Origin of the sequence: Nonomuraea rosea, assembly GCF_039539705.1 — a bacterium.
Classification (GTDB): Bacteria; Actinomycetota; Actinomycetes; order Streptosporangiales; family Streptosporangiaceae; genus Nonomuraea; species Nonomuraea rosea.
Genome location: NZ_BAABDQ010000007.1, coordinates 215,770 through 241,626, shown reverse-complemented (window position 1 = coordinate 241,626; position 25,857 = coordinate 215,770). Strand labels below are relative to the sequence as shown.

25 protein-coding genes and 1 riboswitch are annotated in these 25,857 nt (G+C 71.2%); of the genes, 10 read left to right on the top strand and 15 right to left on the bottom strand.

What is annotated here, in order from left to right; genetic code table 11:
* Positions 1-43 precede the first annotated feature (43 nt).
* On the bottom strand, positions 44-415 hold the full coding sequence (locus ABEA43_RS19495; protein ID WP_345563619.1) for a MerR family transcriptional regulator: 372 nt from the start codon (positions 413-415) through the stop codon (positions 44-46).
* Between the two features lie 362 nt (positions 416-777).
* On the opposite strand from ABEA43_RS19495, the gene ABEA43_RS19490 reads away from it, so the two are divergent.
* The gene (locus ABEA43_RS19490; protein ID WP_345563617.1) at positions 778-1,086 is read left to right on the top strand and encodes a hypothetical protein; all 309 of its coding nucleotides are present in this window, start codon (positions 778-780) and stop codon (positions 1,084-1,086) included.
* Positions 1,087-1,137: 51 nt separating this feature from the next.
* Here the strand turns inward: ABEA43_RS19490 and ABEA43_RS19485 are convergent, their stop codons facing one another.
* Positions 1,138-2,103 (bottom strand): TetR/AcrR family transcriptional regulator, encoded by a 966-nt coding sequence (locus ABEA43_RS19485; protein WP_345563614.1) that lies wholly within the window; start codon positions 2,101-2,103, stop codon positions 1,138-1,140.
* A gap of 22 nt (positions 2,104-2,125) precedes the next feature.
* On the opposite strand from ABEA43_RS19485, the gene ABEA43_RS19480 reads away from it, so the two are divergent.
* The gene (locus ABEA43_RS19480; protein ID WP_345563612.1) at positions 2,126-2,425 is read left to right on the top strand and encodes a cytochrome P450; all 300 of its coding nucleotides are present in this window, start codon (positions 2,126-2,128) and stop codon (positions 2,423-2,425) included.
* A 51-nt stretch (positions 2,426-2,476) separates the two neighbouring features.
* Here ABEA43_RS19480 and ABEA43_RS19475 read toward each other — a convergent pair whose 3' ends face one another.
* Positions 2,477-4,324: an ABC transporter ATP-binding protein gene (locus tag ABEA43_RS19475; RefSeq protein WP_345563610.1), complete on the bottom strand. Its 1,848-nt coding sequence runs from the start codon at positions 4,322-4,324 to the stop codon at positions 2,477-2,479.
* 163 nt (positions 4,325-4,487) lie between these two features.
* Positions 4,488-5,249 (bottom strand): DeoR/GlpR family DNA-binding transcription regulator, encoded by a 762-nt coding sequence (locus ABEA43_RS19470; protein ID WP_345563608.1) that lies wholly within the window; start codon positions 5,247-5,249, stop codon positions 4,488-4,490.
* Between the two features lie 183 nt (positions 5,250-5,432).
* On the opposite strand from ABEA43_RS19470, the gene ABEA43_RS19465 reads away from it, so the two are divergent.
* The 3 genes from ABEA43_RS19465 to ABEA43_RS19455 are packed head-to-tail and all read left to right on the top strand — an operon-like array spanning position 5,433 to position 8,505.
* Complete coding sequence (locus ABEA43_RS19465) at positions 5,433-6,716, top strand: ABC transporter substrate-binding protein (protein ID WP_345563605.1); 1,284 nt, start codon at positions 5,433-5,435, stop codon at positions 6,714-6,716.
* Positions 6,716-7,591 (top strand): carbohydrate ABC transporter permease, encoded by an 876-nt coding sequence (locus ABEA43_RS19460; RefSeq protein ID WP_345563603.1) that lies wholly within the window; start codon positions 6,716-6,718, stop codon positions 7,589-7,591. The genes ABEA43_RS19465 and ABEA43_RS19460 overlap by 1 nt, the downstream gene beginning before the upstream one ends.
* A complete protein-coding gene (locus ABEA43_RS19455) occupies positions 7,588-8,505 on the top strand; it encodes a carbohydrate ABC transporter permease (protein WP_345563601.1) in 918 nt (305 codons plus the stop codon). Before ABEA43_RS19460 ends, ABEA43_RS19455 begins: the two co-directional genes overlap by 4 nt.
* 94 nt (positions 8,506-8,599) lie before the next feature.
* Here ABEA43_RS19455 and ABEA43_RS19450 read toward each other — a convergent pair whose 3' ends face one another.
* The 6 genes from ABEA43_RS19450 to ABEA43_RS19425 all read right to left on the bottom strand — a co-directional run bounded on the left by ABEA43_RS19450 (position 8,600) and on the right by ABEA43_RS19425 (position 14,966).
* Complete coding sequence (locus ABEA43_RS19450) at positions 8,600-9,772, bottom strand: glycosyltransferase family 4 protein (protein ID WP_345563599.1); 1,173 nt, start codon at positions 9,770-9,772, stop codon at positions 8,600-8,602.
* A 113-nt stretch (positions 9,773-9,885) separates the two neighbouring features.
* Entirely contained in the window at positions 9,886-11,169 is a 1,284-nt protein-coding gene (locus ABEA43_RS19445) for a M48 family metallopeptidase (RefSeq protein ID WP_345563597.1), read from the bottom strand.
* Positions 11,170-11,240: 71 nt separating this feature from the next.
* A complete protein-coding gene (locus ABEA43_RS19440; protein WP_345563595.1) occupies positions 11,241-11,366 on the bottom strand; it encodes a hypothetical protein in 126 nt (41 codons plus the stop codon).
* Between the two features lie 325 nt (positions 11,367-11,691).
* Positions 11,692-12,507 carry a gluzincin family metallopeptidase gene (locus ABEA43_RS19435; protein WP_345563593.1) on the bottom strand — a complete coding sequence of 272 codons (816 nt, stop codon included), beginning with the start codon at positions 12,505-12,507 and terminating at the stop codon, positions 11,692-11,694.
* 696 nt (positions 12,508-13,203) lie between these two features.
* Complete coding sequence (locus ABEA43_RS19430; RefSeq protein ID WP_345563591.1) at positions 13,204-13,623, bottom strand: C40 family peptidase; 420 nt, start codon at positions 13,621-13,623, stop codon at positions 13,204-13,206.
* Between the two features lie 202 nt (positions 13,624-13,825).
* Positions 13,826-13,988, bottom strand: a riboswitch (cyclic di-AMP (ydaO/yuaA leader).
* Positions 13,989-14,276: 288 nt separating this feature from the next.
* The gene (locus tag ABEA43_RS19425; RefSeq protein ID WP_345563589.1) at positions 14,277-14,966 is read right to left on the bottom strand and encodes a class I SAM-dependent methyltransferase; all 690 of its coding nucleotides are present in this window, start codon (positions 14,964-14,966) and stop codon (positions 14,277-14,279) included.
* A 70-nt stretch (positions 14,967-15,036) separates the two neighbouring features.
* On the opposite strand from ABEA43_RS19425, the gene ABEA43_RS19420 reads away from it, so the two are divergent.
* Entirely contained in the window at positions 15,037-15,924 is an 888-nt protein-coding gene (locus ABEA43_RS19420; RefSeq protein ID WP_345563587.1) for a LysR family transcriptional regulator, read from the top strand.
* 138 nt (positions 15,925-16,062) lie between these two features.
* Here the strand turns inward: ABEA43_RS19420 and ABEA43_RS19415 are convergent, their stop codons facing one another.
* Together ABEA43_RS19415 and ABEA43_RS19410 are read right to left on the bottom strand one after the other, a co-directional pair.
* The gene (locus ABEA43_RS19415; RefSeq protein WP_345563585.1) at positions 16,063-17,022 is read right to left on the bottom strand and encodes a C40 family peptidase; all 960 of its coding nucleotides are present in this window, start codon (positions 17,020-17,022) and stop codon (positions 16,063-16,065) included.
* A 113-nt stretch (positions 17,023-17,135) separates the two neighbouring features.
* A complete protein-coding gene (locus ABEA43_RS19410; protein WP_425570305.1) occupies positions 17,136-18,458 on the bottom strand; it encodes an NYN domain-containing protein in 1,323 nt (440 codons plus the stop codon).
* A gap of 144 nt (positions 18,459-18,602) precedes the next feature.
* Between ABEA43_RS19410 and ABEA43_RS19405 the strand changes: the two genes are divergently transcribed.
* On the top strand, positions 18,603-19,664 hold the full coding sequence (locus ABEA43_RS19405; RefSeq protein WP_345563582.1) for a phosphotransferase family protein: 1,062 nt from the start codon (positions 18,603-18,605) through the stop codon (positions 19,662-19,664).
* A 3-nt stretch (positions 19,665-19,667) separates the two neighbouring features.
* On the opposite strand, the gene ABEA43_RS19400 is transcribed toward ABEA43_RS19405, so the two are convergent.
* Both ABEA43_RS19400 and ABEA43_RS19395 read right to left on the bottom strand, forming a co-directional pair.
* Positions 19,668-20,354: a response regulator gene (locus tag ABEA43_RS19400; protein ID WP_345563581.1), complete on the bottom strand. Its 687-nt coding sequence runs from the start codon at positions 20,352-20,354 to the stop codon at positions 19,668-19,670.
* Positions 20,351-21,589 carry a sensor histidine kinase gene (locus ABEA43_RS19395; protein WP_345563580.1) on the bottom strand — a complete coding sequence of 413 codons (1,239 nt, stop codon included), beginning with the start codon at positions 21,587-21,589 and terminating at the stop codon, positions 20,351-20,353. The genes ABEA43_RS19400 and ABEA43_RS19395 overlap by 4 nt, the downstream gene beginning before the upstream one ends.
* Before the next feature lie 110 nt (positions 21,590-21,699).
* On the opposite strand from ABEA43_RS19395, the gene ABEA43_RS19390 reads away from it, so the two are divergent.
* The 3 genes from ABEA43_RS19390 to ABEA43_RS19380 are packed head-to-tail and all read left to right on the top strand — an operon-like array spanning position 21,700 to position 23,956.
* Positions 21,700-21,927 carry a hypothetical protein gene (locus ABEA43_RS19390; protein ID WP_345563578.1) on the top strand — a complete coding sequence of 76 codons (228 nt, stop codon included), beginning with the start codon at positions 21,700-21,702 and terminating at the stop codon, positions 21,925-21,927.
* Positions 21,924-22,415: a PH domain-containing protein gene (locus ABEA43_RS19385; protein ID WP_345563576.1), complete on the top strand. Its 492-nt coding sequence runs from the start codon at positions 21,924-21,926 to the stop codon at positions 22,413-22,415. Before ABEA43_RS19390 ends, ABEA43_RS19385 begins: the two co-directional genes overlap by 4 nt.
* Entirely contained in the window at positions 22,412-23,956 is a 1,545-nt protein-coding gene (locus ABEA43_RS19380) for a PH domain-containing protein (protein WP_345563574.1), read from the top strand. The genes ABEA43_RS19385 and ABEA43_RS19380 overlap by 4 nt, the downstream gene beginning before the upstream one ends.
* Before the next feature lie 158 nt (positions 23,957-24,114).
* Here the strand turns inward: ABEA43_RS19380 and ABEA43_RS19375 are convergent, their stop codons facing one another.
* Positions 24,115-25,797 carry a hypothetical protein gene (locus tag ABEA43_RS19375; protein ID WP_345563573.1) on the bottom strand — a complete coding sequence of 561 codons (1,683 nt, stop codon included), beginning with the start codon at positions 25,795-25,797 and terminating at the stop codon, positions 24,115-24,117.
* Positions 25,798-25,857: the final 60 nt, after the last annotated feature.

Sequence of the window (25,857 nt, the reverse complement as noted above, 5' to 3'; positions counted from 1 at the left end):
CCTGCGCTGTCAGGCGGCCCGAACTGTCAGGCGGCCCGAACTGTCAGGCGGCGGCGCCTGCGAGGGCGCCGGAGCGCTCGGTGGCGGCCAGGATCGTGGCGAGTGCCTGCCTGGTCGCCTGGAGCTCGGCGAGTTGCTCGTCCAGGCCGGTGAGCCGGCCGCGCAGGTGGCCGAGCGTGCAGGCGTCGAGCACGTCCCCTGAGCCGGACGCGCACGGCAGCACGTCCCTGATCACCCTCGTGGGCAGCCCGGCGGCGAGCAGCGTGCGGATGCGCCGCACCACGACGGGAGCGTCCTCGGCGTAGCGGCGGTGCCCGCTGTCCGCGCGGTACGAGGTCAGCAGCCCCTGCTCCTCGTAGTAGCGCAGCAGCCGCGGGCTGACGCCGGTCTCCAGGGACAGCGCTCCGATCTTCATGTGACTTACCAGCGCGGGCGGCACGAGAGAAATTCCCGCGCAGTCCTGTGCGCAGTCCGCCGGGCTGACCGGCGGCCGGTATGGGCGAATGTCAGGCGCGATCTGACCAATCCAGCCCGAAGCGAAAATGCGCGTCAAGGTGGCTGGAATTAGTCGCCGCAACATAAGCGGATCAATCCGGACTTAGACCCCCACGTGCCCTCTGAACAGGGGAATCTATCTTCGATTCGCGATTGCCGAGGATGATCCAAGGGGTATTCTCGTGCACAGAAAAGGACCGGAGACATCTCAGATCCCCGGTCCTTCCCCCCACCGTATGAGAGATCAAGTTGGATATCAAGGAAGCCGGTCTCGAGTTCGGCGTGAAAATCCAGAATGCGCTGATCCAGATCCGCGCGGATCAGCAGGAGCTGGCGCAAGATCTCACCGAACGGATCAACGGCGTCGGCAACCAGGTCAAGCGCTTGGAGGGCAAGTGTGACGCCAAGTTCGCCGAGATCGACAAGCGTTTCGAGGCCGTGGACAAGCGTTTCGAGGCCGTGGACAAGCGGTTCGACGCGATCGACGACCGGTTCGACAAGGTGGACGACCGGTTCGACACCATGCAGGACACGCAGACGACGATGATGCACATTCTCGTCGGCATCCAGCGCAAGCTGGACGCCGACTAGCCATAGCTCGGACGGACGGGCGGGCCCGCGGTTGAGGCGGGCCCGCCCGTCTCATGTCCACCAGCGGGCGATCGGCGCGCCCGACAGCTGCGTGCTGGACCCGGCTCGCAGCCCGTCGAACATCACGTCGAAGAACCGGTCTGGCAGCCGCCGCGCGAGATCGGCGGGCAGGCCGGGCATCGGGCGCGTCAGCAGGTTGAGGATCAGCAGGACGTCCCCGGGCGCCACGTCCGTACGCATGTCCCCCGCCTCCTGCGCCGCCACGACCATCCGCGACAGCAGCTCGAACCAGGCCACTCCCGCCTCGAACAGCTCCTCGTCGTCCGGCACCGCGTCGATCAGGTGCGGCCGCACGGCCGAGACCACCCGGTTCGGCTCCCCGCCCTCGTGCACGAAGCGGCGCAGCGCGCTCCACGCGTCGGGCTCCTCCGCCCAGGCGATCTCCCCCAGCGCCGTCACCCGCTGGATGGCGTCGATCGCCAGCCCTCTGATCAGCGCGTCCCTGTCGGGGAAGCTCCGGTAGAGCGTGCCGACCCCGACTCCTGCCGCCCGCGCGATCTCCTCCATCGGCACCGTGAACCCCTCGGCCAGATAGATCTTCCTGGCCGCCGCGAGGATCTGGTCGCGGTTGCGCCGCGCATCGGCCCGCATGCCAGCTCCGACCGGGCCGGCCCGGGTTTCCCCGCCGTGTTCCCCGCCGCCCAGCAGGCGCTCGGCAAGGCCAGGGCCAAGCCCTCGTACGGCGGGATGGACCGGCCCGAGCACGCTCTGCACCGGCAGTTGGTGGCCGGTGAGTTCACGGTCAGGCGGGTGGAGGCGATGCGCCCCCGGATCCAGGCCATCGTGTCCGAGCACGTCGACGCCCTGCTGGCCGGACCCAGGCCGGCGGACCTGGTACGGGCGCTGGCGCTGCCCGTTCCCTCGCTGGTCATCTGCGAGCTGCTCGGGGTGCCGTACGCGGACCGGGCGGAGTTCCAGCGGCGTACCGAGCTGATTCTCACGCGTACGAGCAGCCACCGCCGGCATCGAGGTCGGCGGCGTGACCGTGCGCGCGGGCGAGAGCCTGGTCGCCCTGGGTGCGGCGGCCAACCGCGATCCGGCGGCGTTCGAGCACCCGGACGACCTGGACGTCCGCCGCAACGCCCGGCACCACGTGGCCTTCGGCTACGGCATCCACCAGTGCCTGGGGCAGAACCTGGCCAGACTGGAGCTGGAGATCGTCTTCGCCACGCTCTTCGGCCGCGTTCCGGGCCTGCGGCCGGCGCTCCCCCTGGCGGAGCTGCCGTTCAAGACGGAAGGGATCATGTTCGGGCTGCACGAGCTGCCCGTCACCTGGTGAGAACGACCGCTCAGGGTGCTGTGCCCGGGGCAGGCTGCCGGGGAAGGCTGCTCAGGTCGCGTCCCCCGGGGCAGGCGGGCCGGGGAAGGGGTGCGGCGCCGTCTCCTGGTAGCCACTGGCCTGCAGGCGGAACATGCGCGCGTACGGGCCGTCCGCAGCCATCAGCTCGTCGTGCGCGCCCAGCTCGCTGACGACCCCGTCGGACAGCACCGCGATCACCTCCGCCTCCCTGACGGCGTTGAGCCGGTGCGAGATCAGCAGGCTGGTCCGGTCGGAGCGGTAGCGGCGCATCCGCAGGTGAACGTCGTGCTCCGCCTCCGGGTCCAGCTCCGAGCTGGGCTCGTCGAGGATCATGAAGTCGGCGTGATCGCGCAGGAACGCCCTGGCCAGCGCCATTCGCTGCCACTGGCCGCCCGACAGCGTGACGCCGGTCGCCAACTTCTCGTTCTTGAGCGAGAGGACGAACATCCTGGTCAGCGCCGTGTCGTAGCCGTCGGGCAGCTCGGCGATGGCCTCGTGCACGCCCGCGTTGGCGGCCGCCGCCTGGATGCGCCCGAGGTCGTCGAGCGCGCTCAGGTCGCCCATGGCGATGTTGTCGCGGGCGCTGAAGTCGTACGTCATGTGGTCCTGGAACACCGCCCCGAGCCGGGCGCGCAGCTCGGCCGGATCCAGGTCGCGCAGGTCGGTCCCGTCCCAGTGGATCGACCCGCGCACGGGGTCGTAGAACCGGCACAGCAGCTTGGCCAGGGTGCTCTTGCCCGCGCCGTTGAGCCCGACGATGGCGACGGCCTGCCCGTACGGGAGCGTGAGGGTGACGCCGCGCAGCACCCACGGCAGATCGTCGGCGTAGCGGAACCACACGTCGCGCAGCTCGATGCCGGTGCGCAGCGGGCCGGTGGGCCGGGGTTCGGCGGCGATGGGCAGGTCGGAGGGGGCGTGCACGACGTCGGCGTAGTGGCCGAACGCCAGGAGCTGGCTGTGGGTGGTGGCGATGCCGTGGACGAGCGCCGACAGCCCGCCCTGGAGCCCGGCCACGGCCGCGATGAACAGCGACACGTCGCCGACGGTCAGCGCGCCGGCGGCGGCCGCGAGCACCGCCCATACCAGCCCGCCGCCCGCGATCAGGGCGCCGGCCAGCTCCAGGCCGGACTCGGTGAGCAGGTTCCTGCGGTCGAGCGCGCGTTCGGCGTCGTTGGCCCGGCCGCGCTCGGCCAGCATCCGCCCGCGCAGGAACCCCGCCAGCCCGAACAGGCGCACCTCCTTGGCCGCCGCGACGCTGCCGAGCAGCTGGGAGTAGAACATCTCGCGCCGCTGCATGGGCGCGACGCCCCACAGCATGGCGGCCCGCCTGTTGGCCAGCGCGAGCTGGGCGACCAGGGCGGGGATGCCCGCGGCCAGCACGGCGGCGGCCATCAGCGGGGAGATCACCACGACCGCGCCGATGAACCCGCAGAGCGTCAGCGCGGTCCTGCCCAGATCGAAGGTGGCGCCGACGAAGATCCTCGCCATCGCGCCGCCCGTCGCGGCCAGCCGGAGCCGGTCCAGGAACGCCGGGGTCTCGAACGGCCCGAGGCCGACGAAGCGCTCCATGGCGAGGTACAGCCGGTCGAGCGCGCGTACCGCGACCCGTCTGCCCATCTCGGCGCCGAGGTACGCGCCGGCCTGTGGCAGCGCGGCCATGGCGACGCCGACGGCCACCAGCGGCACGAGCAGCTGCACCAGGTCCTCGATCGGCGCCCGCCTGACGAGGTCGTCGAGGACGAGCTTGGTCAGCCAGGCCACGGCGACCGGAAGACCGGCCTGGACCAGGGTGACGCCCGCGTAGCACACCGCCCGCGTGGGGCCGGCGTGCCAGACTAAACCCGCTGCTTCGGCGACGCTGCGCCGGGTCGAGGCCATGCCGCCAGGCTAGGTCCCGCAGGCGGCCTCCGCGTCGGCAAGCCGGGGCGGGGCAGGGCGGCGCGGCCCCGCGTCGCCAAGCCGGGGCGGGGCAGGGCGAAGCGGCGCGAGGCAGCTCAGGGGCAGCTCAGGGGCAGCTCAGGGCAGCTCAGGGCGGGGTGGCTCAGGCGATGACGAGTTCGCCCACGTGTTCGGCCAGCGCGTCCCTGGCCGGTTGCGGCAGTCCGGCGTCGGAGATGACCATGTGCGCCTCGCCGAGCTGGGCGATCGTGCTGATGCCCACCGTGCCCCATTTGGTGTGGTCGGCGGGCACGACCAGGCGGCTCGCGGCCTCGACCAGGGCGCGGTCGGTCTCGGCCTCCATCATGTTCGGGGTGGTGAATCCGGCCCTGACCGTCATGCCGTGCACGCCGAGGAACAGCACGTCCACGTTGAGCTGGCGGATCGCGGCCACCGCCACCGGGCCGACCAGGGCGTCGGAGGGCGTGCGGACGCCGCCGGTGAGCACGACCGTCTGGTCCGTCCTGTGGGAGCGCTGGAAGACCTCGGCGATGCGCACCGAGTTCGTCACGACGGTCAGTGCGGGGACGGCGGCCAGGTGGTGGGCGAGCGTCCAGGTCGTGGTGCCGGCCGAGAGCGCCACGGCGGTGCCGGGGCGGACGAGCGCGGCGGCGCGGCGGGCGATGGCCTTCTTCTCGCTCTCCTGGCGTACCGACTTCACCAGGAAGCCCGGCTCGTCCGTGGAGCCGATCACGGTGGCGCCGCCGTGCACCTTGGCCAGCAGGCCGCGCTCGGCCAGCGTCTCCAGGTCGCGCCGGATCGTGATGTCGGAGACGCCGAAGGCCCGCACCAGCTCGATCACCCGGACGCCGCCGCTCTGCCTGACGAGCTCCAGAATCGCCTGCTGACGCTGCGGGGCGAGCATCGCATCACCAGATCCCAACAGGTTCCGACACGCTCCGAACGCATCATGACACGGCCGCGCCGCCGCGACTGTCGGCAATTCGTCATAGAACCGTGCGTTGACAGTCGGAAATGTTCGCTTTTCGATGAATGAAGATGAGCGAACTCGGGGGAATCCGAAGGGTCCTGCAAGGAGGAACCCAACATGGATCAACGGTTGCCGATGTCCCGCCGCAGTCTCCTGCTCGGCGCCGCCGCGCTGGGCGTGCCCGCCGCCCTCGTGGGGTGCGGCGCCGACACGCCCGCCACCGCCCCCGGCACGTCCTCGGGTGGCCTCGGCACGGTGACGATCGGCTCGAACGCCTCCGACGAGATCCCGAAGAAGTCCCTCGACGCGGTCGTCAAGGGCTTCACCCAGGCCACCACCAAGATCAATACCGTGGACCACAACACGTTCCAGGAGAACATCAACCGCTATCTCAAGGGCACGCCCGAGGACGTGTTCACCTGGTTCGCCGGCAACCGCATGCAGTTCTTCGCCGAGCAGGGGCTCGCGACCGACATCTCCGACGTGTGGCAGGAGATCGGCGGCGACTACACGCAGGCGTTCAAGGACCAGTCGACGGGCCTCGACGGCAAGCAGTACTTCGTGCCGTTCACCTACTATCCGTGGGCGGTCTTCTACCGCAAGAGCGTCTGGCAGGAGAAGGGGTACGAGGCCCCGGGCACGCTGGACGAGTTCACCGCGCTGGCCAGGAAGATGAAGACCGACGGGCTCATCCCGATCGCGTTCGCCGACAAGGACGGCTGGCCGGCGATGGGCACGTTCGACATCCTGAACATGCGGACGAACGGCTACGACTTCCACATCTCGCTCATGGGCGGCAAGGAGTCGTGGACCGACCCGAAGGTCAAACAGGTCTTCGACACCTGGCGGGGCCTGATGGAGTTCCACCAGCCGGCGCCGCTCGGCCGTACGTGGCAGGAGGCCGGGCAGTCGCTGGCCCAGAAGAAGACCGGGATGTATCTGCTCGGGATGTTCGTCGCCCAGCAATTCCCGGAGGCCGACCGCGGCGACCTCGACTTCTTCACCTTCCCGGAGATCAACCCGGCGTACGGCACCGACTCGATCGACGCCCCCATCGACGGCTACATGATCTCCGCCAAGGCCAGGAACGTGGACGGCGCCAAGGCGCTGCTCAAGCACCTCGCCCAGGCCTCGTCGCAGGACATCGCCACCAAGCTGGACCCGGGCACGCTGGCCGCCAGCTCCAAGGCCGACACCTCGGGTTACAGCGCGCTGCAGAAGCGCGGCGCCGAGCTGGTGTCGAAGGCCACCCACATCGCGCAGTTCCTCGACCGCGACACGCGGCCGGACTTCGCCTCCACCGTGATGATCCCGTCGCTGCAGTCGTTCGTCGGCAAGCCGGACGAGGTCGACTCCCTGCTGACGAGCATCGAGAAGCAGAAGGTCAACATCTTCCGCTGATGGCCGTCAAAACCCGTCGCTACTCCGCCCGCGACGTGACCATCCTGGTCATCGGGCTGGGGATGGCCGTCATCGTCAACGTGGGCCTCATCTGGGGGCCCACCGTGGCCTCCATCGGACTGTCCGGCACCGACTGGAACGGCATCGGGCCGATCGAGTGGGTGGGCGGGCAGAACTACCACGACCTGGCCGCGGAATATCCGCCGTTCTGGTCGGCCGTCCGCAACAACCTGCTCTGGCTGGGCTTCCTGGGGCTGATCGCGACGCCGTTCGGGCTGTTCTGCGCGGTGCTGCTGGACCGGCGGCTGCGCCTGTCGCGGGTCTATCAGAGTGCTCTCTACATGCCGGTAGTACTATCGCTGGCCGTAGTGGGCTTCATCGCGCAGCTCGTCTACTCCTCCGACTACGGCGTGCTGAACGCGGTGACCGGGCTGACCGTGGACTGGCTGGGCGACAGCTCGATCAACATCTGGGTGGTCATGGTCGCGGCCGGCTGGCGGCACGTCGGCTACGTCATGGTCATCCACCTGGCGGGGCTGAAGGCCGTCGATCCCGCACTCAAGGAGGCGGCGGCCATCGACGGGGCCAGCGAGCGTCAGACGTTCTTCCGCGTGGTGTTCCCGACGCTGCGGCCGGTCAACGTGATCGTGCTGGTGATCACGGTGATCGAGGCGCTGCGGGCCTTCGACATCGTCTACGCCATCAACAGGGGCAGGAACGGGCTGGAGCTGCTGTCCGTGCTGGTCACCGAGAACATCGTGGGCGAGGCCAGCAGGATCGGGTTCGGCTCGGCGATCGCGGTGATCCTGCTGGCGATCTCGATGGGGTTCATCGTCACGTACCTGTCGCAGATGTTCAAGGGGGAGGAGCGATGACGCTCACCGCGCCCGCCGCCGCTCCCCCGGCGCAGTCCCGCCGGCCGCCGCCGCGGCCGCCCCTGCGCCCGCTGCGGATCCTGCTGAACGTCTTCCTGGCGCTGGTGGCGCTGGGGTGGCTGCTGCCGCTCGCGCTGGCCGTCTACGCCTCGCTGCGTCCGTACGAGGAGACCGCCAGGCTGGGCTACCTCTCCCTGCCGGAACACCTCACGCTCGGCTACTACGGAGAGGCGTGGAGCCAGGCCGAGCTGCCGCACTACTACCTGAACACGTTGATCATCGTGATCCCGGGCGTGGTGGTGACGCTGTTCCTGGCGTCGTTCACCGCGTTCGCCATCGCGCGGCTGCGGATCCCGGGGCGCAAGGCGCTGCTCATCGTGTTCACCGCCGGGAACCTGCTGCCGCCCCAGGTCCTCATCACTCCCCTCTACACCCTCTACACCCTGATCCCGCTGCCCGAGTGGCTGTCGGACTCCCAGGCGCTCTACGACTCCTACCTCGGGCTGATCCTCATCCACGTGGCCTTCCAGTTCGGCTTCTGCGTCTTCGTCATGGCCAACTTCATGCGCACGATCCCGGAGGAGATCACCGAGGCGGCGCTGGTGGACGGGGCGAGCGTGTGGAAGCGCTACTGGCGGCTGACGCTGCCGCTGTGCCGCCCCGTGCTGGCGGCGCTGTCCACGCTGCAGTTCACCTGGATGTACAACGACTTCCTGTGGGCGCTGGTGCTCATGTCGTCGGGCGACAAGCTGCCCGTCACCTCGGCGCTGAACAACCTGCGCGGCCAGTTCTTCACCGACTACAACCTGCTGGCGGCCGGATCGGTGCTGGTGGCGCTGCCGACGCTGATCGTCTTCCAGCTCCTGCACAAGCAGTTCGTCGCCGGGCTCACGCTGGGGGCGACCAAGGGCTGACGCACGGCCGGCACAAGACCGGCGCAAGGGACCGGCGTAAGGGGCCGCCGTAAGGGACCCCGCCGCGAAGGACCGGCGCGGCGCTGACGGGGGGTCAGAGCAGCGCGCGGAAACGGGCCGCGACGTGGTCCCACGCCCATTCGCGGGCGATCCAGTCGCGCCCGCCCGCGCCCATCTTGCGTGCCTTCTGCGGGTCGCTCAGCAGCTCGACGACGGCCTGCGCCACCTCGCCCGCGTCCTCGCCGTTCACCACGAGCCCGGTCTCGCCCAGGCGCACGGCGTCGGGCGCGCCGCCGGACGCGCCCGCGACCACGGGCAGCCCGGTCGCCGACGCCTCCAGGAACACGATCCCGAGCCCTTCCACGTCAACCCCCCTCCACCGGGTACGGCACGGCATCGCGAACACGTCCGCGGCGGCGTAGTAGCCCGGCAGGGCGGCGGCCGGCACCGTACCGGTGAACCTGATCGACTCCTGCCCGGCCGCCAGCCGCTCCAGCTTGCGCCGGTAGGGGCCGCCGCCCACGAGCAGCAGCACGGCGTCGGGCACCGCGCTCAGCACCTGGGGCCAGGCCCTGATGAGCTGGTCCTGGCCCTTGCGCGGCACCAGTCGCGACACGCACGCGACGACCGGGCGGCCCGCCAGGCCCAGCTCGGCCTTGGGCGCGCCGGGGTGGAACTGGGCCAGGTCCACGCCCGGCGCGAGCCGTACGAGCTTGCCCGGCGGGATGGCGGCGACCAGCCGCTCGCGCGTGTAGTCGCCCAGATAGGTCACCACGTCGGCGTGCTCGCCGATCCTGCGCAGGACCGCGCGGAAGCCCGCCGCGCTCGCCCACGACGCCTCGTGGCCGTGGGTGAGCATCACCACGCGCCGCGCCCCCGCCGCGCGCAGGCGGGGGGCGATCAGGCCGAGCGGCGCCGCCGCCCCGAACACCACGGTGCCCGCGCCGTACTCGGCCACCAGCCCGGCCGCCCTGCGCGCGACGGCCGGGGTGGGCAGCATGAGCCGCGTCGGATGCCGCACGATCGGGTACGGCTGGCGCCGGTCGAACTCCTCGCAACCCGGCCAGGCGGGGGCGTAGACCACCACGCCGGGCGTGCGGAGCGCGAGGCCGTGCACGAACGACTGGATGCCGCCCGGCCTGGGCGGGAAGTCGTTCGTGACGATGACCACGCCGGCCGCATCGCCCGGCACGGCCCCCGCACCCGCCGCCGTACCCGCCGCCGTACCCGCCTCTGGGCCGGTCGCCGGGCCCGTCGCTGGACCCATTGCCGTACCCGTCACCAGGCCCGTCTCCGCGCCCGCGCCCGCATCCGTGCCCGCATCCGTGCCTGCGCTCGTGCCCGTCCCCGTGCCTGGCGCGGCGCCTGCGACGGCGCTTGTCACGGCACGGGGACGCCGTTCAGCTTGGCCCATGCGCGGGCCATGGCGATGCGCTGAGGGCTGGAGGGATGGGAGGCATAGAGCACATATTCCACCGCATCCGGCGACAAGTCGGAAATATTGGTGACTGCCAGGCGTTTTTGCATCGCGATGAACGTGACCGGGTCCTTCGTCAGGTCGAGCGCGTGCACGTCGGCCCTGGCCTCGATGTGGCGGCTGATCACGTTCTGGGCCGGGCCCAGGATCAGGCCGCCGAGGGTCATCAAGCCCATGACCACGCCGACCGCCCGCGGATCGGTGATCGAGGTGACGCCCGCGCGCCGCCGCATCGGCCCGATCAGCAGATACAGCAGGATCGCGCCCAGCGCCGCGCCCAGCGCGCCGATGAGCGTGCCGTACAGCACGTCGTTGTACTTGGCGTGTCCCAGCTCATGTGCCACGACCAGCTCGACCTCTGACTGCGGAGCCTTGAGCAGTGTGTCGTAGACGACGATCCGGCGCGTGGCGCCGAAGCCGGACACGTACGCGTTGAGCGCCGTCGTCCTGCGCGACGCGTCGGCGACCAGCACGTCCTCGACCGGCACGCCGTCCCGCTCGGCCATCGCCAGCAGGTTCGTCCGCAACGGTCCCTGCTGCATGGAGGTGAAGTCGTTGAACAGCGGCTCGAACACCACCGGATACACGAACGACGCCACCACGGTCAGCGCGAACGCCCCCATCGCGGCCGGGATCCACCAGCGCCTGAACTTGCGGGCCAGCGCCACGAGCGCGAGCAGCATCAGGGCGAGCAGGAACGTCTCGACGCCGATGTTCTTGAGCCGGTCGGCGGCCCAGCCGGCCCAGTCCTGGGTGGACAGGCCGTAGTCGCGCAGCAGCGTCTCGACCCACATGCCGAGCGGCCACCTGATCACCTCGGCGAGCGCGGTGATGACCACGACGCCCAGGATCACCCGCAACCACCAGGGCCCTCTGAGCCTGCCCAGCACAATGGCGCCGAACGGGGTGGCGACGAGCACGCCCGCCACGATGATCGTGAGGCCGAGCGAGAGGTAGCTCGGCAGGGTCGCGGCCGCGTCGAACGCCTGCGACCTGGCGATCTGCTGCCCGCTGAAGTCACGCGCGGGATCGGGCGCTCCGCCGGTCAGCACTCCCCAGGGGGTGCTGAACAAGGCCACCGCCAGGGTCACCAGACCCAGCAGCACCAGCGCCACGGCGGCCTGGCGCCGCAGCCTGGGGTCGTCGGAGCCGTCGCCGCCGGGGCGGCCGTCTCGCTTCACGGACACATCCCCACCATGCCCCCGCTCCGAGCCCTCCGCCCGCGCCCCGCTTCCCTTTCCTCCCGGTACGGCCTCCGTCACCGCGCCCCGGCCCCCGGCCGAACCACGACCGCCCGCCGCACCGACAGCACCGGCGGTGGCATGATCGCCCATGGCACCGGCAGCGCCAGCCTGACCATGACCGCCCGTCGTACCGATAGCATCGGCCGGTCCACGATCGCCCGTCGTACTGACACCGCCTGTCGTAGCGACGCCGCCCGTTGTACCGGAAGCACCGGCCGTTGTACTGGCAGCACCCGCCGTTGTACTGGCAGCACCGGCCGGAGTGGGATCGCCGATCGCACCGTCTTCACCCGCCATCCCGCCGTCGGCGGTCGAGCCGAGATCGCCGGCCGCACCGGCATGGCCTGCTGGAGCGGGCTGGTCCGTTCTCATGGCGGCCACCGCCCCGCCGGGCTCCTCCCCTTCGGGCGCCGAGTCCTCCGTGTCTTGCCGTTCGCTCATCTGCCTCCCCTTCACACGAGCCGTCTACGCGAGCTGATCACGCACGTAGTCGCGCCACCGTGCCGTGAGCGTGGCCGTCGAGAGTCCCCTTGAGGCGAGCGCCCGATCGACGCCGACCGCCTGTGCGGCACGGTAGAGCCCCACCAGGGTCCCCTCACCGAACCGGTCAGCGAGGAAGCGACACGCCAGCCAGGCCTCCTGGTACGCCCGCGCAAGGCGTTCGGGGTCACGCCCGTCCGCCGCGAAAGCCGCAGGTCCGGGCAATTCGCTCGGCAACCGCCCGGCCCGCACCTCAGCCGCCAGCTCGGCGGCGGCGGTCCGCAAGGGGATCCCGGCGTCGCGGTAACCGACGTAGTCGGCGAACCCTTCGTAGAGCCAGACGGGCAGATGATCGGTACCCGCAGCGACATGGGTGAGCTCGTGGGTCAGGACCACGTCCTTGCCCGTGGAGTTGAGCATGGCGAAGAACTCGGGAACGACGATCACCCGCCCGTGATCCGCCACGGCGGCCAGCCCGTCGACCCGCGCCGCCCCGGCCAGCCCGGCGGCCTCCCGGGTGGAGTCCGGTACGACGATCAGCGGACGCACCGGCCGGCCCAGCACGGCGGCGACCCGCCGCCCGGCCTCGTCGGCCCTGCGCGCCAGGTCGTCGAGCGAGCTCTGGCCCGCATGGTGCCCGATGACGACGGACCGCGCGCCCCGCGCGACGACCACGCCTTCACGCCACAGGTCCCGTAGTGCGGGAGGGAGGTCGGGGGGCTCGGGAGCCGAGGAGGGGGCCGCGAAGGCGAGCAACGCCAGGCAGGCCACCAACCCTCGCCTGCTCACCCGCCCCGACACGCTGCCCGATCGTAGCCGCCCAGGACGACTACCCAGCCGCCCTCGCCCGATCCGTCACCACCGACGGTCGAGGGTCGTCACTCGGGATCGTCGCCGGCTGGCCGCCACGCGGGCCATGATCGCCCTCCGATCGCCGCTCACGATCAGCCAGAGCACCCAGTTGACGACGCTCGCCGCGGCCCGGGCTCCAAGGCCGCCCGCGTGACGGGCTGCAGGCCGCCGCGCTGCGGACGTGGCCGTTGCCACCTTGTTGATGTCGCTCGCCGCAGCCCACACTCCGCAGGCCGCCCGCGTGCCGGACTGCAAGCCGCCCTGCGCTGCGGGCGTGGCCGTTGCCACCTTGGCCGGACGATGGCGGAGCTGGGCGACCGTGGGGGCGGTGGCGAGCGTTCCTGCGAAGCCGCTGGGACGCCAGCTGGCTGCCAGCGGCTGTGCGGGTCTTGGCCCAGCGGGCGGGTCTTGGCCCAGCGGGCGGGTCTTGGCCCAGCGGGCGGGTCTTGGCCCAGCGGCTGTGCAGGTCTTGGCCCAGTGGGCGGCGTTGCGGCGGATCATGGGCACCGGTCAGCGGGCGTCTCCCTGGAGGCGCGGACCACGTGCGGTGATTGGCGCGCCCTTGGCTCCGCCGTAAAAAAATAAAATCCGCCGTAAAAAATAAAAAGCGCGAACGCCCCGCCCGGATAACCGGGCGGGGCGGAATCACATGCCGGGACGGACTGCGCCGACGAACGACGACTTGCGCCACCCGCCCAGCTTGTCAATGCGCACCCGTTCGCCTGTCCGTGGCGAATGGATCATCTTGCCCTTGCCGACGTACATGCCCACATGGCCGAGCCCGCTGAAGAACATCAGATCGCCGGGCTTGAGCTTGCGCCACGAGACCTTGTTCCTGGTGCGTGCGAACTGGCTGCTCGCCACGCGCGGGAGCCTGACTCCGGCCTTCTTCCAGGAATACTGGACGAGACCGGAGCAGTCGAACGAACCAGGCCCGGTGCCTCCGTACCTGTACGGATCACCGATCTGGCTCTTGGCCACGGCGACGGCCCTGCGGGCCTTCGCCTGCTGGCGAGCGACCTTGGCGGCCCGTTGCCGGGCGGCCGTGGTCCTCTTCGAGGTCACGGAGGTCACAGCGGTCGAGGTCACGGCGGTGGTCGCCGCCTTGACCGGGAAAGTTCCGACCGATTCGCTCCTCGTCGCCGCCTGAGCCGTGGGGGCATGGAGGACCAAACCTCCGGCCGTCACGGTCATGGTGAGCGCTACGCCACTAAGGGCAAGGCGGGACAGACGGGGGTTGTGCAGGGAGGTAGACAGGATTTCTCCTTGTGTCTTCCACGAACGCCTACCGGGTTAGCTGACGGATTCGGGCCTGGAAGTCGCCCTACGGCGCGATTGGCGCGCCGATTCACCCCTGATCCCTGGGGAATTGGGATCGCTGGGTCCCCGGCTCCGTGCTCCTGGCTGCACGGACTCGGCAGGCCGCCGCCTGATTGATGTGTCGAAATGGGGATATCGACGGCGACCGACGGATTTCTATCTGTCTCACGTCGGGAGGGACCGACGCGGGTTCGCGGCAACATGGCGTGTTCGCCGCGACGCCAGAAGCTACGCCGAAAGGTCAAGGATCAGCAAAGCGGGACTCAGGTTGTAAAGATCAGATACAGGTGTCAGTCAGAGCGGGAACCCCTGCTGGAACACCAGGTTCCGTTATCTAAATGTGACCCTGCTCACACTTCCTGATACACCCGCTTGTCAGGTCCCAAATGTCCCTTTCGTCACAGGCGTACCGCCGTGAGCCTGAGTCCCGTGGGCGGGAGGGCGCCGGAGGCGATACGTTCCCGTTCGATGCGCCACAGCTCGTTCACGAGCTCTGTGCTGCCGTTTGTCAGCTTTCCGCTGATATATCGAGACAAGTACGGCTCCCGCCGCACGTCCCGCACCTCGAACCGCTCGGCGACGGCGGCCAGCATGGCCGCGCCCGTCGCGTGATCCTCGTGCGCCTCCCGCCACCGCTCGGCCGGGTCCCTGCCGGCCTCGCGCGGGAAGTCCGCCAGCCCGCCGGCGGCCAGCAACGACGCCGCATCGTAGAACCAGGCGGCCGCCGCCGCGTCCGCCCAGTCCCACGCGAACTCGTCCAGCACCAGCACCCCACCCTCCCCCAGCAGCTCGGACGCGCGGCCGAGCACGGTTCCAAGCGGGTGCATGTGATGCAGCGACAACGACATGACGACCGCGTCGAACGGCTCGTCGTCGTAGTAATCGGCGAGATCGGCCAGCCGCGCGGGCACCCCCGACGCCCTGGCCGCCGCGACGGCCGCCTCCGAGACGTCGATCGCGGTGACCGCGTGACCCCGCCGCGTCAGCTCGGCGGCCAGCTCGCCGCGCCCGCAACCGGCGTCCAGCACGCGCCGCCCGGTGCCTTGGAGCACCTCATCTAGCCATCTGTCGTAGTCCTTTGTCGTCATATTTCGAGGATGGCGAAGGAGACGTATCAGCACCACTGCAGGTTCGGCATGGAATCCATAAGCTGGGCGCATGCTTGAGATCTGGTCGCTCAAAGTGCTGGCGGAGGTGGGCCGGCTCGGCTCGTTCTCGGCGGCGGCCGAGGAGCTGTCGATGACCCAGCCCGCGGTCTCCCGTCAGATCGCCATGCTGGAGCGGCACACGGGGGTCAGGCTGTTCGAGCGGCTGCCGCGCGGCGTGCGGCCCACCGACGCGGGGCGGGCGGCGCTGGAGCAGGCGGACGAGGTGCTCAAGGGGATGCGGCTGTTCGAGACCCGGTTGCGGGCCTTCGCCGGCGCGGAGGCGGGACGGGTGCGGGTGTCCGCCTTCCCCAGCGCCGCGACGCGCTACCTTCCCGAACGCTTCCGCACGTTCGCGGCCAGCCATCCGGGGGTGGAGCTGTCGATGACGGTGCGGTCCGGCGCCCACGACGCGTGCGCGGCGCTGCTGGACGGGGAGACCGACATCGCCCTGCTGACCGCCTGGGACGACGCGAGCGCACCGGGGATCTCGGTGACGCCGTTGCACGAGGACGAGCTGCTGGTCGCGCTGTCCGCCGCGCATCCGCTCGCCCAGGGGGATCGGGTGCGCCTGCGGGACCTGGCCGACGAGCCGTGGATCGACGGCACGCATCCCGACTGCCTCGGGCCCGTCTCGCAGCTCACGAGCGCGCTGGGGCGCGCGCCCCGGATCAGCCACTTCTGCGACGACTGGAACGGCAGGCAGGGGCTGGTGGCGGCGGGCGTGGGGATCATGTTGTATCCGTCGATCGCCGGGCATTCGTCCGCCCGGCCCGACATCCGACTCCTGCGGCCCTCGCCGCCGCTGCCCTCCCGCGCGGTCCTCGCCGCCGCCCTGCCCCCGGACGGCCGCGCGGCCGCCGTCTCCGCGTTCCTCGCCACACTGACGGCCCCCGCCTGAGTGACGCGCTGGACGGGGCTCAGGCTTGGGGCGCGCCGCTCACGGCCCCTGCGCACAGCACGTACACACTGATCCCGGGTGCCGGGCCGTAATGCGGCCGGCACCCATGGGAAACCGCCTGCGGTCAGAAGGGCGCGGTCATGGGCGGATCGCGCCGACGATGCGGCGGCCGTAGGACGACATCTTGACGACCTTGACGACGTCGCCCGTCTGCGGCGCATGGACAATCTGCCCGTTGCCCGCATAAATGCTGACGTGTCCCAAGCCCTCGCTGAAGATGAGGTCACCCGGCTGCAGCGCGTCGAGCGAGACCTTGCGACTGGCCCCCCACGCCCACTGCTGCCACGTCGTACGCGGCAAGGACACCCCCGCGGCCCGCCACGACGCCTGGGTCAGCCCCGAGCAGTCGTAGCCGCGCGGCCCCGTCCCGCCATAGATGTACGGCTTGCCGACCTGGGCGAACGCGAACCGGAGCACCGCGGCCCCACTCCCCGACGCCGGCCCGGTGTACTTGATGCCGACGCTGTTCGGATTGCCCGGGTTGTACGCCCCGAGCTTGTCCAGCAGCTTCTTCTGCTGGGCGATCAGCTTCTGGATCTCCGAGCGCTCCTTCTCGACCCCGTCGCGCTCCTTGTCGGCCGCCTCCAGCGCCTCTTCCGCGTTGTCGCGCTCGGTCTTCAGCCCGCGGTTCTCCCGATCGAACGCGGCCAGCTTCTCCGCCCGCTCCTGCGACATCTGACCGGTCAACGCCATCCTGGCCAGCAGGTCATCGGGACGATTCGCCCCGACCAGCCCCGGCCACGAGGTGGCGTACTCGCCGAGCTTGTAGCTGTCGACCGCCATGTTGACCACCTGCGTGCGCAGGCTCTCGACCGTTTCCAGCTTGCGCTTGTAGCGGTCGTTCAGCTTCGTGTAGGAGCCCTTGGCCGTCTTGTAGCGCTCGTTCGCCGTGTTGTAGCGGTCGACGACCTTGTCGGCCTTGTCGTTGAGCTTCGCGAGCTTGGCCTTCGCCTGGCCGAGCGTGGGCTTGGGATCAGCGACGGCCGCACCCACCGGAACCAGTACCAGCCCGATCACGAGACCCGTGGCCACCGGCACCCGACCAAACCTCACAGTGTCGCCTCCCAGGGATTATATCTGGGGCGAAATAGTACAGAAGTGGCGGGTGAGGTCCCACCTAAACTTGGCAAATCTCCAGAATTCATAAAAATTTAGGCCCGGCCCAGCCTGCGCAGCAGCAAACCAGACGGAACGGGTCTGGCTCCCATCCGCCGGACGGACTCGGCGACCTCGCGATCCGACGACACCACGGCCATGGCCCGGCCCGGCGGCTCGGCGCGTACGAGCTGGCGGATCAGGTCGTCGGCGATCTCCCCCGGCGCGCTGAACAGCACCCGCACCCCGCGCGGCGCCACCACCTGAACAGGGGAGTTCAGCTCCGCGCCGTCGAACACCACGGTCACCTCGACCCGCGTCTGCGCCACCAGCCCGCCGAGCCCGGTCATCAGCCGGGTGCGCTGGTCGGCGAGGGTGTGCGTGCCGTAGCCGGTCTTGGTGACGTTGTAGCCGTCGATGATCAGGTGGACCTGCGGCAGCGCCAGGAGCTGGTCGAGGAGCTGCGGGTCGTCGTCGGCCAGCGCCCGCGCGGGCACCCCGCGCACGCCGGGACGCTCCCCGGTGATCGCCGCGACCGAGTCCGCCGGCCTGCTGATCGTCGTGGGCAGGGCCAGCTCTCTGCGCAGCCCCGCGGAGGCGTCCTGCAACGCGTCGAGCAGCACCCTGACGCGGGCGTCCTCGATGCTCCTGCCCTCCCTCGCGGCCCTGCGCGAGGCTTCGAGCTGCTTCTCCACGTCGGCCAGCCGCTCACGCAGCCGCCGCAGCTCGGACTCGCCGGCGCTGCCCGCCGCCGTGGCCGCGGACTTGGCGTCGTCGGCCGCCTGCTCCATCTGCTCGGCCCGCTGGACCGCGGACTTGGCCCGCTCCCGTGAGTCGTGGAGCTTGCGCCGCAGATCGGAGTTTTCCGCGCGGGCCGCCTTGATCTGCTCGCGCAGCCGCTCGGCCTCTTCCTTGGCGGCGTTCTTCTGCGCGGCGAGCTGCTCGCGCAGCCGGGCGACCGCCTCCTCGCGCTCCGAGCCCTCCGCGGCCACCGCCGACTGCTCCAGGTCGGTGCGGGCCGCCTCGATCATCTCCGCCCACCCCGGCGGCCTGGTCAGATAGGCCGCCGCGGCCACGAGCACGGGATCGGCGGCGGGCGGCACGTTGCCGTCGGCCAGCGACGTGACCAGCTCCGGCCAGCCGGCGGCCACAGACTCGGCGACCAGCTCGCGGAACTTCTTGTCGTTCTCCAGCTGGGCGGCGATGGGCGCGCTGCCCAGTTTGGCGCGTTTGCGCGGATCGAACTTGGCGATCCCCCGCAGGGGCGGCGGGATGGAGACAGCGGGCATCGTCCCGAGAACCTGAGCCGCCAGATCGACGACATTCAGCCGCACCTGCTCGGGAAGCGGGCGAGACAAGCCTTCACCCGCTGAACTCATCCCACTTGTCCCTTCGTGACATGCCCTTTCAGACAAGGGTACGGCTGCCGCGTACCTGACCGTAACGGCCACCCGTATATGGACAAGCGCTTGCTAGGCGATATACGACTGTGCAGGAGCAGCCGTTCACCCAGGAGGCCCACCGTGACGGAGCAGATGCGCACCTCCACTCGCGACCTGGAAGAACTGCGCGAACTCATGACCGCCTGGCTGCGCCGCCGGGTCGGCGCCGATGCATCGGTGTCCGAACTGTCCAGACCGTCCGGGAACGGCATGTCGAGCGAGACCCTCTTCTTCACCGCCACCTGGAGTGAGGGGACGACGCGCTGCGTGGCCAGGCTCGCACCAGCGGCGGAGGCCGTCCCGGTGTTCCCGTCCTACGACCTGCGGGCCCAGTTCGAGGTCATGCGCCTGGCCAGGGAAAAAGCTGGGATCCCAGCGCCCAGGACGCTCTGGTTCGAGCCCGACCCGGAGCCGCTCGGGACGCCGTTCTTCGTGATGGAGCGCGCGGACGGGGAGGTGCCGCCGGACGTGATGCCGTACACGTTCGGAGGGTGGCTGCACGACGCGGCGCCCGAGGACCGGCGCAGGCTGCAGGACGCGAGCGTCGGGATCGTGGCGGCGCTGCACGGGATCGCCCTCGCGCCCGGGGAGCTGCCGGCGCTCGGCACGCCGGGCCTGCGCGGGCACGTCGAGGAGCAGCGGGCCTACTACGAATGGGCGCACGGCAAGCTGCGCATCCCCGTGCTGGAGCGGGCCTTCGACTGGCTGGAGTCGCACTGGCCGCGGGATCCGGGGCCGGACGTGCTGTGCTGGGGGGACGCGCGGATCGGGAACCTGATGTTCCAGGACTTCACGCCGGTGGCGGTGCTCGACTGGGAGATGGCCGCCGTGGGGCCGCGCGAGCTGGACCTGTCCTGGATGATCTTCCTGCACCGCTGGTTCCAGGACATCACCACCTCCGCCGACCTTCCCGGCATGCCCGACTTCATGCTCCCCGACGACGTCTGCCGGAAATATCGCGAAATAACAGGCTACGAGGCCCGAGACCTGGGCTTCTATGAAATGTATGCGGCCCTCCGCCACGGGATCATCATGGCCAGGGTGTGGCAGCGCCGGATCCACTTCGGGGAGCAGCCCATGCCGGACGACCCCGACGACCTGGTCCTGCACCGGACCACCATCGAGGAGCTGCTGACCAGGTGAGGCTCAGGTGCTCGCGTCGTAGACCAGCAGCGCCACCTGGACCCGGTTGTTGAGGTCGAGCTTGGTCAGGATGCGCGAGACGTGCGCCTTGACCGTCGGCACGCTCATGTAGAGCTCCCGCCCGATCTCGGCGTTGGACCTGCCACGCCCGACGGCCAGCGCCACCTCGCGCTCCCGCTCGCTGAGCCGGCCGAGCAGCTTCCTGGCCCGGTCCGTACGCTCCCCCGCCCCGCCGTCGGACACGTGCGTGATGAGCTGCCGCGTCACGGCGGGCGACAGGATCGGCTCCCCCGAGGCCACCTTCCTGATCGCCGCCACCAGGTCGCCGGGCGCGATGTCCTTCAGCAGGAACCCGGCCGCCCCCGCCCGCAGCGCCCGCAGCACCTGCGCGTCGGCGTGGAACGTGGTCAGCACCACCACCTCGGGCGGCGCCGACGTGCCGCGCAGCGCCTCGGTGGCGGTGAGCCCGTCGACGCCCGGCATCCGGATGTCCATCAGCACCACGTCGGGCCGGTGCTCGGCCACCATGGGCGGCACCTCGGACCCGTCACCGGCCTCGGCCACGATCTCGATGTCGCCCGCGCCGCCCAGGATCATCGACAGACCGGCCCGCACCATGGCGTCGTCGTCGACGATCAGCACCCTGATGGGCCCTGTGACCGGCCCGGCGGATCCCGCGGTGCTCGTCATGCGTCCTCCAGCGTCGTCTCGGGCGTCGTCTCCATCGGCCACGGCAGCCAGGCGCGTACCAGGAACTCGCCCTCCGGCGTCGCGCCGTGCTCAAGGCGTCCGCCCGACAGCTCCGCCCGCTCGGTGAGGCCGATGAGCCCGGCGCCCGCGCCGGGCAGCCGCAGGGGGTGGCGGGCCCAGAGGGGGTTGCGCACCTCGGCCGAGAGGCCCTTGCCCCGCTCGCCCGCCACGGTGACGGCCACCGGCGCGCCGCCCGCGTGCTTGCGCGCGTTGGTGAGCGCCTCCTGGACGATGCGGTAGAGGTTGCGGCCCAGGTGCTCGGGGGCGTCGGCGGCGCGCAGGTCGAGCCGTACGTCCATGCCCGCCTGCCGGCACTCCTCGACCAGCGCGGGCAGGTCGGCGAGCGTGGGCTGCGGCCGGTCGGGCACCAGGTCGTCCGTGCCGGACTGCGCGTGCCGCAGGACGCCGATCACCTCGCGCAGGTCCTGCAGCGCAAGGTGGGCGTTGGTCCTGATCGCGCCGGCCGCCCTGGCGATCTCCCCGGCGGGCGCGTCGGGACGGAACTCCAGCGCGCCCGCGTGCAGGCTGAGCATCGAGAGGCGGTGCGCGAGCACGTCGTGCATCTCCCTGGCGATCCGCTCGCGCTCCGAGCGCCTGGCGTCGCCGGCGGCGGTCTCGGCCTGCTTCCTGAGCGACCAGACGAGCTGCCGCCTGGCCCTGATCACGATCCCCCACGCGAAGATCGTCAGCACGATGGCGACGCCGAGCACCGCCCCGCCCGCCGGGCTCAGATCCTCCTGGGGACGCAGCATGACGTACGGGACCAGCGTGACGAGGCCCAGCAGCGTGATCGGCCCGGAGATCTTGAACGGCCGGTGCACCGCCACCGTGAACACCGCCACGGCGCAGGCCCCGCCGACCAGCTCCAGGTACGACGACAGCAGGGTCGTCACCAGCGCCAGCCCGACCGGCCAGCGGCGGCGCAGCCACACGGCGGCGCAGGCCAGCGCCCCCACCACCTGCTCGATGGCAAGGAGCGGCTCGGGCTCGTGCGTCATCTCGGCCAGTGACAGGAACGTGAGGCCGCAGGCGACCAGGAACATGCCGGTGTCGACGATCCAGTCGCGCGTCGAGCGCCGCACGCGCCGGCCCTCCCTGGCGTCGCCGAGCAGCACGGACGGCAGCGCCCACCGGTATTCGTGGGCGCGGACGCCGTCCCCGCGCAGTTCTGTCACGTTCATCGAGGTTAAGCCCTGCCGGGGGCTGTTCGACAGCGACCAAAGTCGGTGTCTCCCGAGACCTAGGGACGACGCGGGCGGCCCATGGGGAACGCGACGCTGATGACATGAAAGCGGCAATGGAGGTGTTCGGCTGGCTGCTGCTCCTGCAAGGGGTGGGCGGCGCGGTGAACACGCTGTTCGGATGGTGGCGCTGGGCGCACGACCTGCTGGTGGTCAATCACCTGCCGGTGCTGGAGGGGTACGAGGTGTTCGCGTCCATCGTCCTGGGCGTGCTGGGCATGGCGCTGCTGGCCGTGAGCCGGTCTGCGAAGAATGCGGAGGACAGGAAGTGAGCTCGACCGTGCTGCGCCCGCCGCGCAACCAGGCCGATCCGCGGGCGATCCCGTGGTGGACGGTCCAGTGGCTGATCCTGATGGTGCCGGTGGGCGTCGCGGCGGTGGTGGCGTACTGGCTGCTCACCGAGCGGCCGCTGTGGCTGGGCGCGGTGGTGGCGGTGTTCGTGGCGGGCTGCGTGGCGCTGGCGCTGGTGGCGCCGCGGGCCTCGTACCGGGTGGAGCGGTGGGAGGTCACCGACCAGGCGGTCTACACCCGCAAGGGATGGCTGACCCACACGTGGCGGGTGGCGCCGATGTCGCGGATCCAGCGGGTCGACACCGCGCGGGGGCCGGTGCAGCGGCTGTTCGGGCTGGCCGACGTCACGGTGACCACGGCCTCGTCGGCGGGCGCGATCAAGATCGAGGCGCTGGACCACGAGGTGGCGGCCGAGCTGGCCGAGCGCCTGACCGCGATCACCCACGCGACGCGAGGAGACGCGACGTGACCGGGCCGTCCTCACAGGGGAGCGCGACGCACGCCGCTGAAGAGCACGGGGGCGCCGGGTGGCGGCGGCTGGCCGGGCGGAGCCTGTGGGCGTCCGCGTTCAAGTCGCTGGCGATCGTGGCGGGCGCGGCGGCCGGTCTGACCCGGTTCCTGCTGGGGCGGGACTGGGCGGCCGGCGGCATCGTGGCGGCCTGCGCGGGCGCGGCGGTGCTGATCGTCGCCGCGGTGCTGGCCTACGACGCGGCGAGGCTCCGTACGACCCGCTGGCGGCTCACCCGGGAACGCCTCGAACTGCGCTCGGGGCTCACCGTCCGCCAGCACCGCTCCATCCCGCGCGACCGGGTGCGCAGCGTGGACCTGCGGGCCGATCCGGTACGGAGGGCGTTCGGGCTGAGCGTGGTCAAGGTGGGCACGGGCGAGCACGCGGCCGAGGGGGCGGAGCTCGTTCTCGACCCGCTGACCAGGCACGACGCCGAGGAGCTGCGCCGGGTGCTGCTCCACCAGGAGGCGGACGCCGTGGCGGTGGACGGGCCGCTCGCGGAGCTGCGCTGGTCGTGGATCAGGTACGCGCCGCTGTCGCTGTGGACGTTCACCGGGGCCGCGCTGGTGCTCGGCGCGCTGTACAAGGCGCTGGACTCGATCGGGTTCAAGCGGCTCACCACCAGCGCGACGGCCGGCCTGTGGGACTGGGTGACGGCGCAGCCGCTGGTCGCCGTGCCGCTGCTGCTGGCGGTGAACACGGTGGCCGGCGCGCTCGGCGCCGTCCTGTTGTTCGCCGAGTCGTGGGGGCGCTACCGGCTGGAGCGCGAGCCCGGCCGGCTGCGGCTGCGCCGCGGGCTGCTGACCACGCGCTCGCTGACGATGGAGGAGCGCAGGCTGCGCGGCGTGGAGATCAGCGAGCCGCTGCTGCTGCGGCTGGCGGGCGGGGCGCGGGTCAAGGCCATCGCCACCGGGCTGGGCAAGGCGGCCAAGGACGAGACCGAGGACGTGGCCGCGCTCACCCCGCCGCTCCCCCGCCGCCTGGCCGGGCAGATCGCCGCGAACGTCGCGGGCGCCCGCGTTCCCGGGCTGGTGGCGCATCCGGCGGCGGCCCGGCGCAGGCGGGTCGTGCGGGCGCTGGTGACGTCGGCCGTGCTGGCCGCGGGGACGGCGGCGGCGTCCTGGGCGCTGCCCTGGCCGTGGCTGCGCGCCGGGATCTGGCTGGTGCCCGTGGCGGCGCTGGCGGCCGGGCTGTGGCTGGCCGCGTCGGGTGCGGGAAGCCTCGGGCACGCGCTCGGCGGCCGGCATCTGGTGAGCAGGAGCGGCGCGGTGGTGCGGCGCACGATCGCGCTGGACCGCAGGGGCATCGCGGGCTGGACGATCACCGAGTCGTACGTCCAGCGCCGCTCCGGCCTGCTGACCGTCTCCGCGACCACGGCGGCGGGCAGCGGGCACTACGACGTGCTGGACGTGGGCCGCGGCGACGGCCTGGACCTCGCCGCGCACGCCGTCCCCGGCCTGCTCGAGCCCTTCCTCGAGCGACCGGCCCCCGCACAGCAATGAGCCGCGTGATCCCCCATGGCTTGCCCATGCCCCTGTACTGGACAAACGTGATCGCGCGGCTCAGATGCTTGCAAGACATAACCGTATTTGTCCCGCTTGCAAGCGGGTTGCAGCCTCATTAACCGCCGGCGCAGATCATCGGTCAGGACGGGTCGCCTTCAGCCGCCCGCGGGCTGCTGCGCCACCGCGGCCAGGTACGCCTTGGCCAGCGTGAGCGCCCCGTCCATCGCCTCTTTCTCGGCCATGAGCTTGACCTTGGGCGAGTTCGTCGCCGTGTCCTCCGGCCGCTGGTGCCCGGAGTAGTCGACCCTGATCACCATCGCGCCCTTGCGGACCAGCACCGAGCCGCTGGAGGCGGAGACCTCGCCCTGCCTGGTCTGCACGAACTGCTGGTACGCCTGGTCGCCCAGGCCCGCCACGTCGGTCACCTTGCCCCAGGTGATGGCGCCGATCGTCGAGTTCGCGGCGTTCTTGTCGCCGCCGTACTCGCTCACGTAGTAGCCCTTGGCCGCGGGCTCGTCGGCGGCGCCCGCCCGGTTGGCGAAGCGGTGCGTGGTGATCAGCGCGCTGCGGATCTTCTTGATCCCCGCGCCGCCGGACAGCTCCCGGTTGAGCCAGCGGCACTCGGTCTGCTTGTCGTCGCCGGCCTCGGTGCCGCGCGCGCGGGTGGCAGGCTCGGGCACGAGCCGCGTCGCCGGCTCCGTCACGGCCGTGCACTCCGCGGGGAACGCGGCCAGCACCGTCGGTGACGGCGTCGGCCGGGCGCTCGGCGAGAGCGTGGACGGCGACGGCGACGGCTCCGCCTTGGCCAGCACGTCCGGATGCTGGGCCTGCCAGGCGGCCACGCCCTTGGCGAAGTTCGCGACCAGGCCGCTCACCTCGCGGATCGCGTTGTCCTCGTTGATGGACTGCGTGCCGTCGCTGGACAGGATCTGCGCGTCCTTGCGCTGCTGGCCCGCCTGGAACTTGACCTCGATCGTCATGTCGCCCACCCGGGCGTAGGCCTTGCCGAAGGAGTACCACAGCAGGTCGCCGTTGCGGCGCCAGGTGTATTGGGCGAACGCGCCGTCGCCCACGCCCTGGACGTCCTTGGCCGGGGAGACGTACTCCTTGTCGCCGGACTCCAGCGACGGCTTGGCGGTCTCGCCGTACTTGCCGCCGCGCAGGTCGATCTCGTACGAGTTCTGTGCCATCGCCCGGCCGGTCTTGGCGCCGTCGCCCTTGTGCTGCTCGATCCTGACGTCGATCTCCCTGCTCCGCCAGAACTCGCCGAATGAGATCCGCTGGTTCGTCCAGTTGCAGGTGAAGTCAACCGTGTAGTCGCCGTCCCTGGACCGCGTGGTCACGGTCGCGTCGGGCACGAGCCGGTCGACCTCGTCCTTGGACAGCATGGCGCACACGTCGGGCCCGGCCGCCCCGCCCGCCGCCGGGCCGGAGGAGGTGCCGCTCTTCGCGACGGGCGGCGGGGAGGACGCGCCCGAGGGATTGCCGTACACCAGGTACGCGCCCACGCCGCCGGCCGCGACCAGCACGACGAGGGCGGCGGCCAGCGCGGGCAGCAGCCACGCGGGCCGCTGCCTGCGCGGCGGCGGCATCGGCGGCTGCGTCGGCGGCAGTGTCGGCGCCTGGCCGTACGGCTGGCCCGGCCCTTGACCGTAAGGCTGACTCGGCGGCTGGCTGGGGGGCTGGCCGTACGGCTGGCTGGGCTGTTGCCGCTGGTAAGGGGGCTGCGCCGGCCATTGGCCTGACGGCGGCTGCTGCGGCTGCATCGGCGGCTCGAACGGCCTGCCCGGCACCGGGTGAGGGGTGGTGGGTGGCTCGTACTCGCTACCGGGATTCACTGGGACTCCTGGGGTTGCCCTGACTTGCGGGGAAACATGTTAGTCACACCCCTTGCAAGG

What these genes read in the sequence shown, in the direction of transcription:
- ABEA43_RS19390 (WP_345563578.1), top strand. Translation starts at nt 21,700, where the DNA reads ATGAAAGCGGCAATGGAGGTGTTCGGCTGGCTGCTGCTCCTGCAAGGG.
- ABEA43_RS19465 (WP_345563605.1), top strand. Translation starts at nt 5,433, where the DNA reads ATGGATCAACGGTTGCCGATGTCCCGCCGCAGTCTCCTGCTCGGCGCC.
- ABEA43_RS19400 (WP_345563581.1), bottom strand. Translation starts at nt 20,354, where the DNA reads ATGACGAGCACCGCGGGATCCGCCGGGCCGGTCACAGGGCCCATCAGG.
- ABEA43_RS19410 (WP_425570305.1), bottom strand. Translation starts at nt 18,458, where the DNA reads ATGAGTTCAGCGGGTGAAGGCTTGTCTCGCCCGCTTCCCGAGCAGGTG.
- ABEA43_RS19425 (WP_345563589.1), bottom strand. Translation starts at nt 14,966, where the DNA reads ATGACGACAAAGGACTACGACAGATGGCTAGATGAGGTGCTCCAAGGC.
- ABEA43_RS19495 (WP_345563619.1), bottom strand. Translation starts at nt 415, where the DNA reads ATGAAGATCGGAGCGCTGTCCCTGGAGACCGGCGTCAGCCCGCGGCTG.
- ABEA43_RS19420 (WP_345563587.1), top strand. Translation starts at nt 15,037, where the DNA reads ATGCTTGAGATCTGGTCGCTCAAAGTGCTGGCGGAGGTGGGCCGGCTC.
- ABEA43_RS19470 (WP_345563608.1), bottom strand. Translation starts at nt 5,249, where the DNA reads ATGCTCGCCCCGCAGCGTCAGCAGGCGATTCTGGAGCTCGTCAGGCAG.
- ABEA43_RS19460 (WP_345563603.1), top strand. Translation starts at nt 6,716, where the DNA reads ATGGCCGTCAAAACCCGTCGCTACTCCGCCCGCGACGTGACCATCCTG.
- ABEA43_RS19450 (WP_345563599.1), bottom strand. Translation starts at nt 9,772, where the DNA reads ATGGGTCCAGCGACGGGCCCGGCGACCGGCCCAGAGGCGGGTACGGCG.
- ABEA43_RS19475 (WP_345563610.1), bottom strand. Translation starts at nt 4,324, where the DNA reads ATGGCCTCGACCCGGCGCAGCGTCGCCGAAGCAGCGGGTTTAGTCTGG.
- ABEA43_RS19440 (WP_345563595.1), bottom strand. Translation starts at nt 11,366, where the DNA reads ATGCTATCGGTACGACGGGCGGTCATGGTCAGGCTGGCGCTGCCGGTG.
- ABEA43_RS19455 (WP_345563601.1), top strand. Translation starts at nt 7,588, where the DNA reads ATGACGCTCACCGCGCCCGCCGCCGCTCCCCCGGCGCAGTCCCGCCGG.